Origin of the sequence: Delftia sp. SD018, assembly GCF_017355445.1 — a bacterium.
Lineage (GTDB): Bacteria > Pseudomonadota > Gammaproteobacteria > Burkholderiales > Burkholderiaceae_C > Comamonas > Comamonas acidovorans.
The window spans coordinates 104,099-118,218 of the sequence record NZ_JADDRN010000019.1 but is presented as its reverse complement, the minus strand read 5'-3'; the positions used below and the strand labels follow the sequence as shown (position 1 = coordinate 118,218).

General features: G+C 59.3%; 21 protein-coding genes. 13 read left to right on the top strand and 8 right to left on the bottom strand.

Annotation, left to right across the window (positions count from 1 at the left end; translation table 11 throughout):
• The first annotated feature begins 47 nt into the window (after positions 1-47).
• Positions 48-1,223 carry a GGDEF domain-containing protein gene (locus tag INR38_RS19175; protein ID WP_232245160.1) on the top strand — a complete coding sequence of 392 codons (1,176 nt, stop codon included), beginning with the start codon at positions 48-50 and terminating at the stop codon, positions 1,221-1,223.
• A gap of 109 nt (positions 1,224-1,332) precedes the next feature.
• On the opposite strand, the gene INR38_RS19170 is transcribed toward INR38_RS19175, so the two are convergent.
• On the bottom strand, positions 1,333-1,512 hold the full coding sequence (locus INR38_RS19170; protein ID WP_012205309.1) for a CsbD family protein: 180 nt from the start codon (positions 1,510-1,512) through the stop codon (positions 1,333-1,335).
• Positions 1,513-1,643: 131 nt separating this feature from the next.
• Positions 1,644-2,045 (bottom strand): Arc family DNA-binding protein, encoded by a 402-nt coding sequence (locus tag INR38_RS19165; RefSeq protein WP_207442651.1) that lies wholly within the window; start codon positions 2,043-2,045, stop codon positions 1,644-1,646.
• A 197-nt stretch (positions 2,046-2,242) separates the two neighbouring features.
• Here INR38_RS19165 and INR38_RS19160 point away from each other — a divergent pair, with 197 nt between their 5' ends.
• Positions 2,243-2,620 (top strand): hypothetical protein, encoded by a 378-nt coding sequence (locus INR38_RS19160; protein WP_051941084.1) that lies wholly within the window; start codon positions 2,243-2,245, stop codon positions 2,618-2,620.
• A gap of 24 nt (positions 2,621-2,644) precedes the next feature.
• On the opposite strand, the gene INR38_RS19155 is transcribed toward INR38_RS19160, so the two are convergent.
• Complete coding sequence (locus INR38_RS19155) at positions 2,645-3,946, bottom strand: UDP-N-acetylglucosamine 1-carboxyvinyltransferase (protein WP_043820918.1); 1,302 nt, start codon at positions 3,944-3,946, stop codon at positions 2,645-2,647.
• Between the two features lie 141 nt (positions 3,947-4,087).
• On the bottom strand, positions 4,088-4,564 hold the full coding sequence (locus INR38_RS19150) for a GNAT family N-acetyltransferase (protein ID WP_012205305.1): 477 nt from the start codon (positions 4,562-4,564) through the stop codon (positions 4,088-4,090).
• A 271-nt stretch (positions 4,565-4,835) separates the two neighbouring features.
• Here INR38_RS19150 and INR38_RS19145 point away from each other — a divergent pair, with 271 nt between their 5' ends.
• The 3 genes from INR38_RS19145 (at position 4,836) to INR38_RS28900 (ending at position 7,843) form a co-directional block, all read left to right on the top strand.
• Complete coding sequence (locus INR38_RS19145; protein WP_013802679.1) at positions 4,836-5,039, top strand: hypothetical protein; 204 nt, start codon at positions 4,836-4,838, stop codon at positions 5,037-5,039.
• A 251-nt stretch (positions 5,040-5,290) separates the two neighbouring features.
• Complete coding sequence (locus INR38_RS19140; RefSeq protein ID WP_207442652.1) at positions 5,291-6,364, top strand: linear amide C-N hydrolase; 1,074 nt, start codon at positions 5,291-5,293, stop codon at positions 6,362-6,364.
• Positions 6,365-6,955: 591 nt separating this feature from the next.
• Positions 6,956-7,843: an IPTL-CTERM sorting domain-containing protein gene (locus INR38_RS28900; RefSeq protein WP_278251485.1), complete on the top strand. Its 888-nt coding sequence runs from the start codon at positions 6,956-6,958 to the stop codon at positions 7,841-7,843.
• Positions 7,844-7,923: 80 nt separating this feature from the next.
• Here INR38_RS28900 and INR38_RS19130 read toward each other — a convergent pair whose 3' ends face one another.
• On the bottom strand, positions 7,924-8,202 hold the full coding sequence (locus INR38_RS19130; protein WP_099733826.1) for a hypothetical protein: 279 nt from the start codon (positions 8,200-8,202) through the stop codon (positions 7,924-7,926).
• Between the two features lie 311 nt (positions 8,203-8,513).
• On the opposite strand from INR38_RS19130, the gene INR38_RS19125 reads away from it, so the two are divergent.
• The 4 genes from INR38_RS19125 to INR38_RS28745 all read left to right on the top strand — a co-directional run bounded on the left by INR38_RS19125 (position 8,514) and on the right by INR38_RS28745 (position 10,788).
• The gene (locus tag INR38_RS19125; RefSeq protein WP_207442654.1) at positions 8,514-8,933 is read left to right on the top strand and encodes a hypothetical protein; all 420 of its coding nucleotides are present in this window, start codon (positions 8,514-8,516) and stop codon (positions 8,931-8,933) included.
• A 46-nt stretch (positions 8,934-8,979) separates the two neighbouring features.
• Positions 8,980-9,504: a phospholipase D-like domain-containing protein gene (locus tag INR38_RS19120; protein WP_207442655.1), complete on the top strand. Its 525-nt coding sequence runs from the start codon at positions 8,980-8,982 to the stop codon at positions 9,502-9,504.
• A gap of 466 nt (positions 9,505-9,970) precedes the next feature.
• Complete coding sequence (locus INR38_RS28895; protein WP_278251395.1) at positions 9,971-10,099, top strand: hypothetical protein; 129 nt, start codon at positions 9,971-9,973, stop codon at positions 10,097-10,099.
• Positions 10,100-10,296: 197 nt separating this feature from the next.
• The gene (locus INR38_RS28745) at positions 10,297-10,788 is read left to right on the top strand and encodes a hypothetical protein (RefSeq protein ID WP_242699124.1); all 492 of its coding nucleotides are present in this window, start codon (positions 10,297-10,299) and stop codon (positions 10,786-10,788) included.
• Between the two features lie 84 nt (positions 10,789-10,872).
• On the opposite strand, the gene INR38_RS19110 is transcribed toward INR38_RS28745, so the two are convergent.
• The gene (locus INR38_RS19110; protein WP_071955545.1) at positions 10,873-11,151 is read right to left on the bottom strand and encodes a hypothetical protein; all 279 of its coding nucleotides are present in this window, start codon (positions 11,149-11,151) and stop codon (positions 10,873-10,875) included.
• A gap of 188 nt (positions 11,152-11,339) precedes the next feature.
• Between INR38_RS19110 and INR38_RS19105 the strand changes: the two genes are divergently transcribed.
• A complete protein-coding gene (locus tag INR38_RS19105; protein ID WP_155737659.1) occupies positions 11,340-11,492 on the top strand; it encodes a hypothetical protein in 153 nt (50 codons plus the stop codon).
• A gap of 380 nt (positions 11,493-11,872) precedes the next feature.
• Here the strand turns inward: INR38_RS19105 and INR38_RS19100 are convergent, their stop codons facing one another.
• A complete protein-coding gene (locus INR38_RS19100) occupies positions 11,873-12,169 on the bottom strand; it encodes a hypothetical protein (RefSeq protein WP_242699123.1) in 297 nt (98 codons plus the stop codon).
• Between the two features lie 77 nt (positions 12,170-12,246).
• On the opposite strand from INR38_RS19100, the gene INR38_RS19095 reads away from it, so the two are divergent.
• Positions 12,247-12,528, top strand: coding sequence for a hypothetical protein (locus INR38_RS19095; RefSeq protein ID WP_207442656.1), 282 nt, complete (start codon positions 12,247-12,249; stop codon positions 12,526-12,528).
• An 88-nt stretch (positions 12,529-12,616) separates the two neighbouring features.
• On the opposite strand, the gene INR38_RS19090 is transcribed toward INR38_RS19095, so the two are convergent.
• The gene (locus INR38_RS19090) at positions 12,617-13,267 is read right to left on the bottom strand and encodes a BON domain-containing protein (protein ID WP_013802689.1); all 651 of its coding nucleotides are present in this window, start codon (positions 13,265-13,267) and stop codon (positions 12,617-12,619) included.
• A gap of 230 nt (positions 13,268-13,497) precedes the next feature.
• Here INR38_RS19090 and INR38_RS28740 point away from each other — a divergent pair, with 230 nt between their 5' ends.
• Together INR38_RS28740 and INR38_RS28735 are read left to right on the top strand one after the other, a co-directional pair.
• The gene (locus INR38_RS28740; protein WP_242699122.1) at positions 13,498-13,719 is read left to right on the top strand and encodes a hypothetical protein; all 222 of its coding nucleotides are present in this window, start codon (positions 13,498-13,500) and stop codon (positions 13,717-13,719) included.
• A 4-nt stretch (positions 13,720-13,723) separates the two neighbouring features.
• Positions 13,724-13,975, top strand: coding sequence for a hypothetical protein (locus tag INR38_RS28735; RefSeq protein WP_347566763.1), 252 nt, complete (start codon positions 13,724-13,726; stop codon positions 13,973-13,975).
• The last annotated feature ends 145 nt before the right edge of the window (positions 13,976-14,120 follow it).

The following is a 14,120-nucleotide window of genomic DNA, read 5'->3' as shown; positions in this document are numbered from 1 at the left end:
CGAAGCTGTCGCCACCCGCACCTGCAAGTGCATAACACGCTGTGGATGTGTCACTCGATACCGATCGCCTCTATGTATTGATTGCGCCGCTGAGCATTCTGCTGCTCAGTTGCACGCTGGCCGTGTGCTGGCTGGTGCAGCGGCGCCAGCGCTACCTGCTGTGGATTGCGGGCGGATACGCCCTGGTTTCTCTGGCGCTGGCTTGGCAAAGCCTTGCACCCCGGGAAGAACTGCACCACTGGGCCGTGTTCACGGGCGCCATGTATCTGTTCGGCACCTGGTGCTTCGCCCGCTGCATGGCGGGGCGCTATGGCGTCTCGGCCCATCCCTTGCTGGGGCTGCTCATAGGCGCCGTCGTCTTGGCTGCGCTGTACTACTACAGCCGGGTCCAGGTCGATCTGTGGGTGCGCGTGCACTGGCTCAACACCGGCCTGGGCCTGCTGCAGATGCTGCCGGCGCCCGCCATGCTGCGGCGCCGGCCGCCGCAGGACTGGCTGGAGAGAATGCTCTACTGGTCCTACGTGGTGTTTGCCGGCTACACCGCTGCCCGGCCGCTGCTGGTGCTGGCCCTGGGCAGCACCGATCTCAATGAGATTGCACGCTCCACCTACTGGCTGGTGACCCTGGTCAGCACGCTGTCGTTTGCGCTGCTGTTCACCCTCATGCTGCTGGCGTGCACGGTGCGCGATGTCTTCACCGCGCTGCGCGAGGAGCGCAACCACGACTCGCTGACCAACCTGCTCAACCGCCGCGCCTTCCAGGAGGCAGCCGAGTTGCGCCTGGCCGATCCGCACATGGCCCCGATCTCCGTGCTGATAGGCGACATAGACCACTTCAAGCGCATCAATGACAGCTGGGGACATGACTGCGGAGACCGTGTATTGCAGGCCGTGGCCCAGACCCTGCAGCAACACGTGCGCAACGACGATCTGGTGTCACGCTTTGGCGGCGAGGAATTCGTGCTGCTGCTGATGCGCACCACGCCCCAGGAGGCCGAGCTCGTGGCCCAGCGCATACGCGCCCAGCTCAGCGCGGACGGCTATGTGCTGGCGGCCGGCCAGCGGGTGACCATCAGCTTCGGCATCGCACCCGTGGCCGCCAACACCGCCTTGACCGATGCGCTGACACGCGCCGACGGCCTGCTGTATGCCGCCAAGCAGGCGGGCCGCGACCGCGTGCATGTGGCCACGGACCCCGGCCGCAGGGTGCCGCAGGCCGTCTGAAACAGGAAGCGCGCAGCGCCTTCTTCGCACGCCCATTCATCGAAATCCGTGGAAAAGAAAAAGCCCGCCAGGGTGTGGCGGGCTTGTTCGCAAAGGCAGGGTGAATGCCTTATTTTTTCGCGTCCTTCAAGACTTCCTTCACATCACCCAGCTTCTTCTGGGCCGTGCCTTCGACCTGCTTGGCAATGCCCTTGGCCTGTTGCTCGGGGCTGTCGATCAACTCGCCAGCCTTTTGCTGCACCTTGCCTGCGGCATCCTTTAGCGTGCCCTTGATCTGATCCGTGTTCATAGTTGCGTCCTTTGCTGCAAGAGCCTTCAAAAAGGGATAGGTTGTTTAACACCCAACGCAACGATACGCGTGGCAAACCGGGGCGCGCGACAGCGCGCTGCAACGATACGCGTGGTCTGAGGCCTACAGCCTCAGGTCTTCTTGCTGGTGCGACGGGCCTGCGCGCTGTTCCCCGTGGCCTTGGGCAAAGACGCGGCCTCACCCGCTTCGGAGCGCAGGCGCTTGAGGGCTTCGGTCACCACGGCCTCCTTGTGCGCCTCGAACAGGCCTGCAGCGGCGTCCTTGTGCTCTTGCAGCAAGCGGCACAGGCGCGCGATTTCCTTTTTCAACTCCGCCACATCCAGGTCCGGGCCAGCCTGGGCCGTGTCGCCGGCTTCATCCAATTCGAAGCTGCGCCGTATGCGGGCAACGATTTCGGCATTCATGGAACGGTGGCCTGCCTTTGCCACTTCCGATATGCGATCGCGCATTCCATCCGGGAAACGGACGATGAAGCGCTCCTGGGTTTCGCTGGGAAAGGGTTTTCGTTGCATTGGGCGATGGTACCTGCCAGATGCAAATTCAGATTCATGCCTAGTTGACATGATTCCAAGTTGGCATAACATTTGAATCGACCCGACCGAGGACCGGGCAAGCCAGCACCCAGGCCTATGCCCGTGCCGATGCTCGTGCGTACGAGCACTGAACCCCAGACCTATTGCGCAAGAACACAACCATGCCGGACACAGACATGCCCGCCTCCGCGCGCCTTGCGCAGGCCCTCGCCAGAGCGCCCGATCCGGAGAGCCTGGCGACCGATGCGCTATGCCACATCAGCGCGGCGCTGAGCGTGCTGGAAATGCATGTGGAAAGATCCAACCGCGCCATGGTGGTCGGTGTCCACGACCTGCTGCGCAGCTACCACCTCAAGGCAGACCGTGCCGCTGCAGAGCAGCCGGTCGAGGCGCTGGCCAGCAGCGTGCTGCCGCAGATGTCGGCCGACCTTCAAGGCCTGCTGGAAATCATTGACCGCGTGAACGACGACGAGATGGACGACCCCATCCTCTATGCCGTGAGCTACCTGCTCAGGGCGGCCAAGAGATTCTCGGATGCGGCGCCGCAGGCATAGCGGCCTGCGCATCGCCGCCTGACCTCACTCCTCGTTGGTCCACTCCACCCGCGCGCCCAGGCTGCGCAGGTTCTCGACAAAGTGCGGATGCGCACGGCGAATCGGCGTGGCGTTGCGGATCTCCGATCGACCCTCGATGCTGCTGGCGACCATGAACAGCGCAATCGCCACGCGGATGATGTAGGGGCTCTCCACCACGGCCGGCGTCAGCGGATTGCCGCCAAAGGTGACCACGCGGTGCGGGTCCGAAGAAAACACATGGGCACCGAACTTGGACAGCTCGCCCGTCCAGCCCAGCGCGCCATCGTAGATCTTGTTCCAGAACAGCGCATTGCCCTGCGCATGCACACCCAGCGCAATGAAGATGGGCAGCAGATCCACCGGAAAGTACGGCCAGGGAGCGGCTTCCACCTTGGTGAGCACATTGCTGGTGAACGGCGTCTGCACCTTCAGCGGCCCCGAGCGCAACGCGCGCGACCAGCCGTTCTTGTGCTCCACCTGCACGCCAAACTTGGCGAAGGTGCGGTCGATCAGCGGAAAGTTGTCCGGCGTGCTGTTGCGCACCTCCACATCGCCGCCCGTGATCGCGCCCAGCGCGAGAAAGGTGGTGATCTCGTGGAAGTCTTCCTCGAAGGTGAAATCGCCGCCGCCCAGCGGCGCACCGCCGCGCACCGTCAGCCGCGAGGTGCCGATGCCGTCAATATCGGCACCCATCATCACCATGAAGCGGCAGAACTCCTGCACATGCGGTTCGCAGGCCGCATTGGTCAGCATGGACTCGCCCTGCGCAGCCACGGCGCACAGCACGAAGTTCTCCGTGGCCGTGACCGATGCATAGTCCAGCCAGTGGCGCACAGCCTTGAGCGGCGCGGCACTGTGAATCAGCAGGGAGCCGCTGGCGCGTTCCACCTCTCCGCCAAAGGAGCGAAAGATATCCACGTGCGGATCGATCTCGCGCACGCCCAGCGTGCAGCCCTTGACGTTGTCCTCCAGCCGCGCCACGCCAAAGCGCGCCAGCAGCGGCGGCACCAGCATGATGGAAGAGCGCATTTCCTCGGGCAGGCGGTGCGAGGACGCGTCAAAGCGCGTGTCGCGGTGGTGCAGCTGCAGCGTGCGCGTGGTCTCGTCCAGCTGCACCTCGCTGCCCAGCGTGCGGAAGATGTCGAGGATCTTGCGCACATCCGTGATGTCCGGCACGCCATGCAGCCGCAGCGGCTGATCGGTCAGCAGCGTGGCGCACAGAATCGGCAGCACGGCATTCTTGTTGGCGGAGGGAACGACGCGGCCGCGCAAAGGCGTGCCGCCGTGGACGATGAGATTGGACATGGGGTGCAGCGCTAGCAGCGATAGGACAACGCGTGATTCTAGGGTTGCCGGGCTGCCCGCAGGCCTTGCAGCGGCAGCGCACGCCCGCTGTTTCAACAGGTTTCGTATCCAGGCCGCCTACCCGACAACAAAGCGTCAGCCTCAGCCCTGCACTTCGTGCCCGTAGACGATGAAGCCCCGGTGCTCGGCCACCTGGTCATACAGCGCGCGGCCCGCCTCGTTGGAGGACTGCGTCTGCCAGTACACGCGGCGCGCTCCTGCCTGCGCAGCCTGCGCATAGACCGCACGGATAAGCGACTTGCCAATGCCCTGCTTGCGCCGCCGCGCATCGGCAAACAGATCCTGCAGATAGCACACCGGCTCCAGCCGCGTGGTGCTGCGATGAAACAGGTAGTGCGCCAGGCCGACCAGCTCACCCTCGCTCTCCGCCACGAGCGCAAACACCGGCTCCAGCGGATTGAGGAAGCGCTCCCAGGTGGCCTGTGTGATGCCTTCGGGCAGCGCCGTCTCGCCAGCGCGCCCATAAAAGGCGTTGTAGCCCTGCCAGAGAGGAAGCCATTGGTGGTGATCCGCCTGTGTGACAGGCCGGATCTGAAGCGGAGGAACAAGGGACGACATGGAACTCCTGGCAAACAAATGAAATGGGGACCAGGAATTCTAGGCACGGCAAGCCGCCGCAAAGAGGCTTGCAGGCCACTCCTCGCACCCCTGCGAGGCCTGAGGACGCAGCGCACAGCGCGTCCGCAAAACACATACACGGCGTACAGGCGCGGCCTACATGCGACCTCAGCCTTGGCCCGCACAGAAACACCGCGCAACCAATTGAAATAGAGCCCATAGGAGAGCACGTACCTAGAAACCTCTCCAAATCATGTGACGGAGATACAAGATGAGTCGAGTCGTTCCGACAGAAAGCTTCAACCCGGACCCGGATGCCCGCTACCACCGCAGCCTGCTGGAAGCCTTTCCCGTGCGCGGCAGCCAGCCTTTGCTGCTGCGTATGGAGCCACGCTCGCCCCTGGGACGCCTGTACGCGCGGGGCTTGCGCGCTTTGCGGGCCGCATTCGCCACCGAACTGCCGAGAACCTTCTGATGCGACACCTCTTCCTCGTCTTTCTGTGGTCTGCCATCTGCGCCATTTCCTTTGCCGTGGCAATGCTGGCCAGCCCCATGCTCAGCCACGCCATCTGACCGTGCTGCCAGCGCGCGTGCCGTTGCCTTCACTACACCCATAAAACCATCGGCCATCGCCTTGGCCGTCTCCAATGCGGCTTTATCCGACTCTGGATGCAAATGCCTGCCGCCTACACTGCGCCAGTCCATTTGCTTACAAAGGAATTGCCCGTGAAGAAAAGCACATTGCAGATTCGTCCCGTCTTGGGCGCATTGCTGGTGGGATTTGCCGGGATTGCAGCCCTTTCCAGCGCCTGGGCCTGTACCCGCCTTGTCTATTTGGGTGCGAATGGCCAGGTCGTGACGGCACGCTCCATGGATTGGAAAAGCGACATCGTCAGCAATCTATGGGTACTGCCGCGCGGCATGGAGCGCAGCGGCAAGGCCGGCCCCAATTCCCTGCGCTGGACTTCCAGGTACGGCAGCGTTGTCACCTCGGGCTATGACGTGTCCACCACCGATGGAGTCAATGAGGCCGGCCTGAATGCCAACCTGCTATGGCTCGTGGAATCCCAATACCCCGCTTTCGGCGCAGGCAGCAAACCCGGCCTGACCATTGCGGCCTGGGCGCAATATGTGCTGGACAACTTCGCCACCGTGAAGGAAGCCGTCGCGGCTTTGGAGAAAGAGCCCTTCACCATCGTCTCGGACAACGTGCCCGGAGAGAACCGCCTGACGACGCTGCACCTCTCGATGTCCGACGCCAGTGGCGACAGCGCGATCGTCGAGTACATCAACGGCCGGCAGGTGATACACCACGGCCGTGAATACCAGGTCATGACCAACTCGCCGACCTTCGATCAGCAACTGGCCCTGAACGCCTATTGGAAGCAAGTGGGCGGCACCACCATGCTGCCCGGCACCAACCGGGCCGCCGACCGCTTTGCCCGCGCATCGTTCTACGTCAACGCCATCCCCAAAAGCCCGGACCCCAACAAGGCGCTTGCCAGCGTCTTCAGCGTGATTCGCAACGCCTCGGTCCCCTACGGCCTGAATACGCCGGAGGAGCCCAATATCTCCTCCACCCGCTGGCGGACCGTGTTCGACCACCAGCGCAAGCTGTATTTCTTCGAGTCGGCCCTGACACCGAATACCTTCTGGGTGGACCTCAAGGCACTGGACTTCAGCAAGCAAACAGGCAAGGTGCTCAAGCTCGACCTGGGACCGGATCAGGACCACACATTCTCGGGCGATGCCACGCGGAATTTTCAGGAATCGGCACCGTTTGAGTTTCTCGGATTGTGAGAATCAACTTCAGGCACAGGCCATGGGCTCGCGCACTGCTGCCTCAATGTTGATTTCGCTTTGTGCTTTGCATAGGAAAAGGCCTCGCATTAATTCGAGGCCTTTTTCCATTGAAAGCCAAAAATAGCAGAGCTAATTTCTATTGATTAATACCATGATGGTTTATTGACATTCAACTGGAAAAATAAATCCAAAAATAAATCCAAAAATAAAACTCAATAATCTCAAACTCAATACATTTGAATTTTCTATTGATTGATTTATATCGATATATAAACAACATCATAACGACTCCTACAAGCCTAAATCAAGTAATTCATCAATAGACAATATTCAGGCCATCACATAGCATCGCGCTCGCAAAATATATTCACCAAGGGATGAGGAAAAATGCGAGCAACAACATCGAATCAACAAAGATGGACCACGCCTTGGCCTGAACTGCGCAAGGGCATATTGAATGCGCGTCTTCTGGCAGCTTGCGCTGCGTGCCTGGCCCCTGCGGCCTGGGCGGCGCCCTGCGTCAGCGGAACGGTGTACACCGCCGCTGGCGGACCCCAGGTTTGCACCGTACCTGCAGGCATCACGACCATGACCGTCACCCTCATCGGCGGTGGCGGCGGGGGCGTTCTCAGCTCATCCATGGTGACAGGAGGAAACGCCGCCGTTGGTACAGGCAGCTTGGCGGTGACTCCTGCCAACAACCTGCTGATCAGCGTCGGAGGCGGAGGTGCCACAGGAGGGCCTGTCGGCGCAGGGGGCGGTGGAAGCAGCAGCATCATCGACACATCCGCCCTCACCGTTCTAGCCGTGGCGGGCGGCGGAGGCGGCGCCGGCCGCAACGACACCGCTGGAGTTTCCGGTGGCAATGCGGGAGTGGGCGTCGGAGGTGGCAACGGCAGCAACGGAACGATGGGCAACGCGGCACACCCTGGTGGCGCAGGCGGCACGGTGGCTGGCACGGGCGGGGCCGGTGGCATTGGCACCGACGGCACGGGAGGCGCTGGCGGCAGCACCAGCAGCAGGGACGGCAGCACGGCCACAGGCAATGACGGAGGCGGCAGCGGCAGCGGTGTGGGTCCTGCAGGACCAGGAGCCAGTGGCGCCAGCGCCGGCAGCATGGGCCCCGGTTTGGGCGGTGGCGGCGCAGGCGGCGGAGGAGCCGGCGGCTACAACGCCGGTGGTGGTGGCGGCGGCTACGGGGGTGGTGGCGGCGGCGGCGGGGACACTGACGACATAGGCGGCGCTGGTGGTGGTGGCAGCAGCTACGGCACCGGAATCACATTCGTAGCAGCCACCAGCGGAGCCGGCATGGGCGGCGCAGGAAATTCGAATGGTGCGGACGGGTCCGTTCTGATCACCTTCGCGCCCCCAATCGCGTCAGCCCAGGCCATCCCCACGCTTGGCGAATGGAGCTTGCTGCTGCTGTCGGGACTGCTGGCCTTGGTCGGAGTGGCAAGGACGCGGCGCCAGCACTGAGGCATGCGCCGCCAGCGTTGATGCAACCCCGACTCAAAAAACAAGGCCCGCAACTGCGGGCCTTTTCTTCGTCTGCGTGTCTACAGGCGGCGCGCGGCGATCTGCAGGCGCTCGGCCAGCGTGGGCTTTGCAGCCAAGCGCTCTGCCGTTCCCAGCACACCATCGCGGCCCGTTACCGCCCGCGCTATCAGTGCCGTGCCCAGCGCACCACTCACAACACGGCCCATGCCACTTTCCGCCCGTCGGGCGTGGCGTAGAGCCAATAGGCCAGCACCGAGCACCAGCCAGTGCTCTCCCGTGAATCCCTTGCGAGAGTCATCCCACTTGCGCAGGTCCTGGATCTTTTCTGAAATCGCCATTCATTGCTCCTGTTTCTTCAGAGCTTGCATGGTGCCCCGCCAGCGGGCTGCAGGCTGTCGGTCCCTGAGCAAGATTCTGGTGGCGAGAGTCCTACGGGCGCGTTGTGGGGGCCAGCCCCTGTAGTCCAGCTCAATGCGCTCCCACTGGGGGGCTTGCTTCTGTTCCTTGCTCATCCTGCCGAACGTGGCAGGCTTGGGACGGCACCGTCATCTCTGCGAGGCGGCTCGTCGGGTGCTGTCGCACAATGCGCCCGATCGTCTGGTAGCCTGTATGTGAGCGGGGCGATATGCGCCTCCTAGAAAGGACCTGCATGCTTTCCAGAATTTGCACAGCTGCATTTGTCGCCTGCCTCACGGTCGTGCAAGTGCCAGCGATGGCTCAGGCGGATGTTCCCTCTACTGCGGTGAACTTCAAGAAAGGCACGTCGAGCGCCACCGTCCAGGGCAAGCTTCAAGGCAACAAGGTGGAGACGCGCGACTACGTGGTCCGCGCGGGCGCCGGGCAGACGATGACCGTGCAGATGGAGACAAAATCCACCTCGACCTACTTCAACGTGCTCCCACCTGGCAGCGATGAAGCGCTGTTCCGCGGCGAAATGGCAGACGGGCCCACTTGGACCGGCGCCTTGCCCACCAGCGGTGACTACCGTGTGCGAGTCTTCCTCAATCGTGCGGCCGCCCGGCAGGGCAAGTCGTCCGCGTACACGCTCAAAATTTCAGTCGTGAATTGAAGTGGCGCCGCGCCCGCAGACAGCGCGGGCGCAGCACTATCTGCGTATGAAAAACCTTCCTCGCATTGCACTGGCGGCTCTGCTCGCTGTGCCGATCGCCTCCTTTGCCCAGTCGAGCGTGCAGGTAGGGTTCTCACCCGAAGGTTCCGCCCGCAAGTTGGTGCTGGACACAATCGCCAGCGCCAAGACAAGCATTCAGGTGCTGGCCTACGCCTTCCAGGCTCCTGACATCGCACAGGCACTTGTGGCTGCTCAACAGCGCGGCGTAGACGTGCGCATCGTCGTGGACAAGAAACGCAATGAAGGCAAGACGAGCAAGGCCGCGATGGACCTGGTCGTGCGCGGCGGCGTACAGCTGCGCACCAACGATCATTTCCACATCCACCATGACAAAGCAATGATTGTGGATGGCGATGCAGTAGAAACCGGCTCCTTCAACTACGCGCCGTCAGCCGAGACTGCCAATTCCGAGAATGTAGTGGTCATTCGCGGCATGCCTCAGGTCTCCCTGCAGTACGTGGCGCACTGGCAGTCTCGATGGGATCTTGGCGTTCCCTACAAACCACGCTGAATGTCAGGTGGCGTGCTGCCCAGTCTTGGCCGATACCGCAGCACTGGCTTACGAGCTGGCAGCTCCGTGAGCCGGCTTTCCACCTGGCCCTCACGCACTAGGTACTGCAATGCCCAATCAATTTCCCCCTTGCTGGGGCCCAGAACCAGGACCAGCTCGGAATGGCAGAACCAGCGCCCGTGGGCCTGGCGCAGAAACCGCAGCAGCACGTAAGTACCACTGCCCGGGCGGATGACGCCCGCAGGACGCGGGTTGTTATGCCGCGCCCCCTCCTCGTGCCAGCCCTCCAACTGGCCAGCTATCCAGCCCATGCAGCTCAAGCGGGGCCACTTCTTGTTTTTGTGTGTCGTCGCGGTTCATCTGCGCGGCCTTGTTTTCCAAGTTGGTTCTCTTTCAAAAATCCAGAATTGGCGTGGCGTTGAGCAAGCCCAGCGCCCGCAGCACAGCGGCGCGGTCGCGGGCATCAATGTTGACCACCTGGGCCATCGAGCGCGACCGCGCGCTGGAGGCGCAGATGGATGTGAAGCTGGAACTGGCCAAGGCGCGCGAGCGCGGGCTGCGTTGGGCCTCGGTCTTCGGCTCGGGCACGACCTAGTGCTGGTCGATGACCGCCACAGTGGTTGGATGCGGCCTTGCCTCGGCCAGCGCGGGCCTCCAGGCGCTGCTCGCGCCAGCTCGTGGGCAGCGTGGGGCGCTGGAGCGGCCCGCTGGCGACCCCCTGCCCCGCCGGTCTTGAAGGCAGTGCAGCGCATCAGGTGCACAGCGCGCGTCCCCTCGCCCACCAAGTGGAGGGTGAGCAAAGCGTTCAAGGCTGGCGCGCGAGCGGCCGACTACAGCCATGCCCGGCTGCACAGCACAGCCGTCGAGATGATCAACGCCGGCGTGGATCTGTACACCATGGGCGGCGTGCTGGGGCACAAGTCTGCCGTGAGCACGAAGCGGTACAGCCATCTGGCTACGAAGACGCTGAAAAGTGCTGTTGCGTTGGTTGGCAAAAAACCCCGCACAACGGCCAAGAAAAAAAGCGGCCTGAACTCCACTCTTGCTACTTCTTCGATAGCAAAGAAAAAAGGCCCCGTATTGCTACGGGGCCTTGTGTTCTTTGGTGGGTCCTGCGAGATTCGAACTCGCGACCAACGGATTAAAATTCCGATCTATCGAAATAGGCATAAAAGAAAATACCGTTCGTATCAACCACTTGCAACGATAGCCACTCATCTGGTGTTTTCGAAATCATGCCTTTTCACCCTATTTCAGCCTACTTTGGGCAGGTTTTGGTCATAGCACACCGCCTGCCTGAACCTTCCACTATCAGCGCATCGCCGGTGTCAGAAATCTCCACTTTGGTCTAACCCAGCAGGGCATAGATCATGGCTTGCGGCGGGGGACCAGTTGAATGGGCTCCGTGCCATGCTCACGCCGCGGCGAGATCCAGTAGACCCACAGTCCACGGGCCCACGCGCCAGCATAGATGATCGACACGGCGAAGATGCCCCACTGCTCGGCCTGCCAGCTGGCATAAAACCAGAACGGCTGCCCCAGCATTCCGAAAACCGGCGCCCATTTGCGCCAGCTCTTTCCCCGAGCTTGGGAGAGCCAAGCTGCCAGGGACCCCAGCAGGGCAATTGCGATCTGATCGAACGTCATTTCTACATATTATGTGAAACCAGAAACCTATTCAGATCCATTTTTACCCTAAAAAATAGAAGCCTTTCGGCACGCTGCTTACACATTAAATAATCATTGGCCTATTTGACTACAGCAGAAAATTAGGAAAAGGAACATCGTTAGACCTCAGGAGCCGATCTTGGCTTTTGATAACCAAGGAGCTCTTCATGGCCGTTTTCCAAAATACCCCTGGCAACAACCAGCAACAAGGCAACAAACCGCAACCCTCGCAGCAGGAGCAAAGCCGACCTCTGAAAGAGGGATCGCACGCGCCCGAGCAGCAAAAAAAGCGGTCTGAGCAAGAACAGGCTCAGCAATAAATCTGCTGGATAAAAATCCAAAGGGCCAACAGGCCCTTTTTTCTTCAGCGAGCAGGCAAGCCGCATTGAAAGTCACCGCATGAACACCGGAGACAAGGCACGTATATGAAATTCGATGACTGGGCAAAAGCTCTACCAGATGAGATACGCACAACCCTAACCGTTTCGGAAGCATGGAATGCAGGGGCCTTATCTATGCTGGAGACATTAATAAAGCTGGGCTATATCGGCGAAGGATACGCGGAGAAAGCTAGAAACGACGTGAAGGATCTTCTAGGAGGTCTGACCTGCAGGGCCGAGTGGGTAGATGAATCATGGCTCCAGTGTTCGCCCGTATCGCGCTCTGGGCAAACCCTGGGCATGGACCGGACGGCTGAACATTAAGCCGGCCGCTGCCGCACCTCTGCGCGCCAAGGAGTCAGCCCCTTGGGTTGCAATGACTTGCCCTCAGCTGCAGCGATATGAAGATAGTTGCTCCCCGTTAACGCCCGAGCCTCCTGTGACAGCCGCTCACGAACATCAACAGATTCAGCACGCAACATGTTAATGATCAGCTTGTTCACTTTGAACTCACGACAACAGGGACACACAAAATGCGTCCACTTGGCATAGTTTTCCAAGTAGGCTGTACTGGTCAGGCTGCACAGAGGACAGGGAGCTTGGATGGAATTTTTCATATTTTCTACTCCAAAAAAGTGCTGAGCATGTGGTTGACGTTGTGAGCTACTGCCGGTTTTGATGACACCTTGCTAAGGTGGAAGATGAAACCGGCAGCAGCCCAGACCTGTATTCCTCAATTGGGGACAAAACGAAGCCGCGCTACTTTTACAATAGCGCGGCTTCCGCGTTTTTGTTGGTGAGTCGTTCGAGATTTGAACTTGCGACCAACAGATTAGAAATCCGTTCCGCTGAAATAGATAAAAAAGAAAACACATTCTCAATCATCCACGCCTCTGGTGTTTTCGAAATCATGCCTCTTTCACCCTATTTCTGCATACTTTTGACAGGTTTCGGTCATGGCTCAGATCCTTTGTGATTCATCAGACATCCACTTTAGGTAAGCACGACAACAATGGCTATGAGTTGGCGACAACGATTCAAGCCTACGGCCTTCGCCAAAATTGTCAGATGATGGTCATCCTGTCAAATACTTGGCGGACACCCGGGCTTCCCCAGGCAGAATGAACTACGAGATCACGCTCCGTCCAACTACGGACGGTCCCTGTTAACGTCACATCGCCACCCGTGACATCAACAACAATCGTTTTCGTATCAGAAGTCGCACGACGCTTGATGGCATCCTCGATTTCTGACTTTACGACGATGGCTGAAGCCCTGGGTTTGATGGAAATTTGGTTGCTCACACCGCGCACTCCCGGCAAGAGGCGCACTCTGTCGGCAGCATCGCTACGCTGATAGTTCCAAACCACTTCCCCAGACAAGGTAATCCAACCATCTTCTACAAGGACCTGAACGGTGTCGATAGGAACCGAATTCGTCCAGCTAAGCACGTTTCGCGCGGATGCCGCGATATCGGTATCAGTCCTCTTTCCCATTTGCGACAACTTGACAGTCATGTCGATCGCCAAGGCTCTAACACCTACCACACGTTGCACGGCCCTTTCAGCTCCCCATTTTTCCAAATAGCTACTGACCTCTCCAGCCAAAGTGACAACTCCATCCTTGACCTCTACACCAATCTGGGATGCGTGCACAGAAGGCTCCCACTTCAACTCCGCCATTACATCTTGCTGTAATTGTGTGTCAGTTTTCATGGTAATTCCTAGATGATTCAACAATCAGAATAATATGTCCAACCCAAAATCATGTCTGTGCGCCAGCACACACTTGAAATATTTCCAGAGAAATTTCTGCATCAAGGGTGTTAGGGTTAAAAAACCACTGTACGTTCGCGTACAGACAGAGCTACTTGATAAGTATAAAAGCGATAAAACGTACACCAAACATCCAACACCCGATGTGGTACGTTTTGGAGAACCTCATCATGAAAAATCAACATTCACACCATTTTCTTGCCGTTCTGGCATTAGCCGCTGTCTTAGCTTCTGCTGCAACAGCAAGGGCACAAATTGCAGGATCAACTACCACAATGGATGTTAAGACCTCCCAAACCACCAGCGCCGCCCTGGGATGGAGCGCAAAGAAATCACTGATAGGGAAGTTTATATTTAACGACACTTGGGGGAAAAGTTGGCAGAGTAGATGATCTTATTATTTCACCTGACAAGAACGTGACTTATGCCATCGTGAGTGCAGGAGGGTTTGTCGGAATAGGACAGCATGATGTGGCCATTCCAATCCGTGAAATTAATGAAATATCAGGAAAACTGATTATCATGGGGGCTACAAAACAAAGTGTAAAGGACATGCCAGCATTCACCTATACCAACGAGGCAATGGTTCGCGAGCAGTTCTTAGCAAATACCGGAAAGGAGATATCCAAAGGGAAGGCAGCGGTATGAGAACTTGAGAAGAAATATGACTTGGCAAGCTCCGATGCCAAAGTAAATATTCAGATGCACATTAATAGAATGCATACCGAGATTAAATCCGCAGATGAGAAGATGAATGAAATGCGTCACTCTGGCGTAAAAACTGGAGAGATTT

Excerpts from the sequence above, each read along its gene's own strand:
- INR38_RS19170 (WP_012205309.1), bottom strand. The coding sequence starts at position 1,512 with ATGAACACGGATCAGATCAAGGGCACGCTAAAGGATGCCGCAGGCAAG.
- INR38_RS19165 (WP_207442651.1), bottom strand. The coding sequence starts at position 2,045 with ATGCAACGAAAACCCTTTCCCAGCGAAACCCAGGAGCGCTTCATCGTC.
- INR38_RS19160 (WP_051941084.1), top strand. The coding sequence starts at position 2,243 with ATGCCCGCCTCCGCGCGCCTTGCGCAGGCCCTCGCCAGAGCGCCCGAT.
- INR38_RS19155 (WP_043820918.1), bottom strand. The coding sequence starts at position 3,946 with ATGTCCAATCTCATCGTCCACGGCGGCACGCCTTTGCGCGGCCGCGTC.
- INR38_RS19150 (WP_012205305.1), bottom strand. The coding sequence starts at position 4,564 with ATGTCGTCCCTTGTTCCTCCGCTTCAGATCCGGCCTGTCACACAGGCG.
- INR38_RS19145 (WP_013802679.1), top strand. The coding sequence starts at position 4,836 with ATGAGTCGAGTCGTTCCGACAGAAAGCTTCAACCCGGACCCGGATGCC.
- INR38_RS28900 (WP_278251485.1), top strand. The coding sequence starts at position 6,956 with ATGACCGTCACCCTCATCGGCGGTGGCGGCGGGGGCGTTCTCAGCTCA.
- INR38_RS19130 (WP_099733826.1), bottom strand. The coding sequence starts at position 8,202 with ATGGCGATTTCAGAAAAGATCCAGGACCTGCGCAAGTGGGATGACTCT.
- INR38_RS19125 (WP_207442654.1), top strand. The coding sequence starts at position 8,514 with ATGCTTTCCAGAATTTGCACAGCTGCATTTGTCGCCTGCCTCACGGTC.
- INR38_RS19120 (WP_207442655.1), top strand. The coding sequence starts at position 8,980 with ATGAAAAACCTTCCTCGCATTGCACTGGCGGCTCTGCTCGCTGTGCCG.
- INR38_RS28895 (WP_278251395.1), top strand. The coding sequence starts at position 9,971 with ATGTTGACCACCTGGGCCATCGAGCGCGACCGCGCGCTGGAGGCGCAG.
- INR38_RS19110 (WP_071955545.1), bottom strand. The coding sequence starts at position 11,151 with ATGACGTTCGATCAGATCGCAATTGCCCTGCTGGGGTCCCTGGCAGCT.
- INR38_RS19105 (WP_155737659.1), top strand. The coding sequence starts at position 11,340 with ATGGCCGTTTTCCAAAATACCCCTGGCAACAACCAGCAACAAGGCAAC.
- INR38_RS19100 (WP_242699123.1), bottom strand. The coding sequence starts at position 12,169 with ATGAAAAATTCCATCCAAGCTCCCTGTCCTCTGTGCAGCCTGACCAGT.
- INR38_RS19090 (WP_013802689.1), bottom strand. The coding sequence starts at position 13,267 with ATGAAAACTGACACACAATTACAGCAAGATGTAATGGCGGAGTTGAAG.
- INR38_RS28740 (WP_242699122.1), top strand. The coding sequence starts at position 13,498 with ATGAAAAATCAACATTCACACCATTTTCTTGCCGTTCTGGCATTAGCC.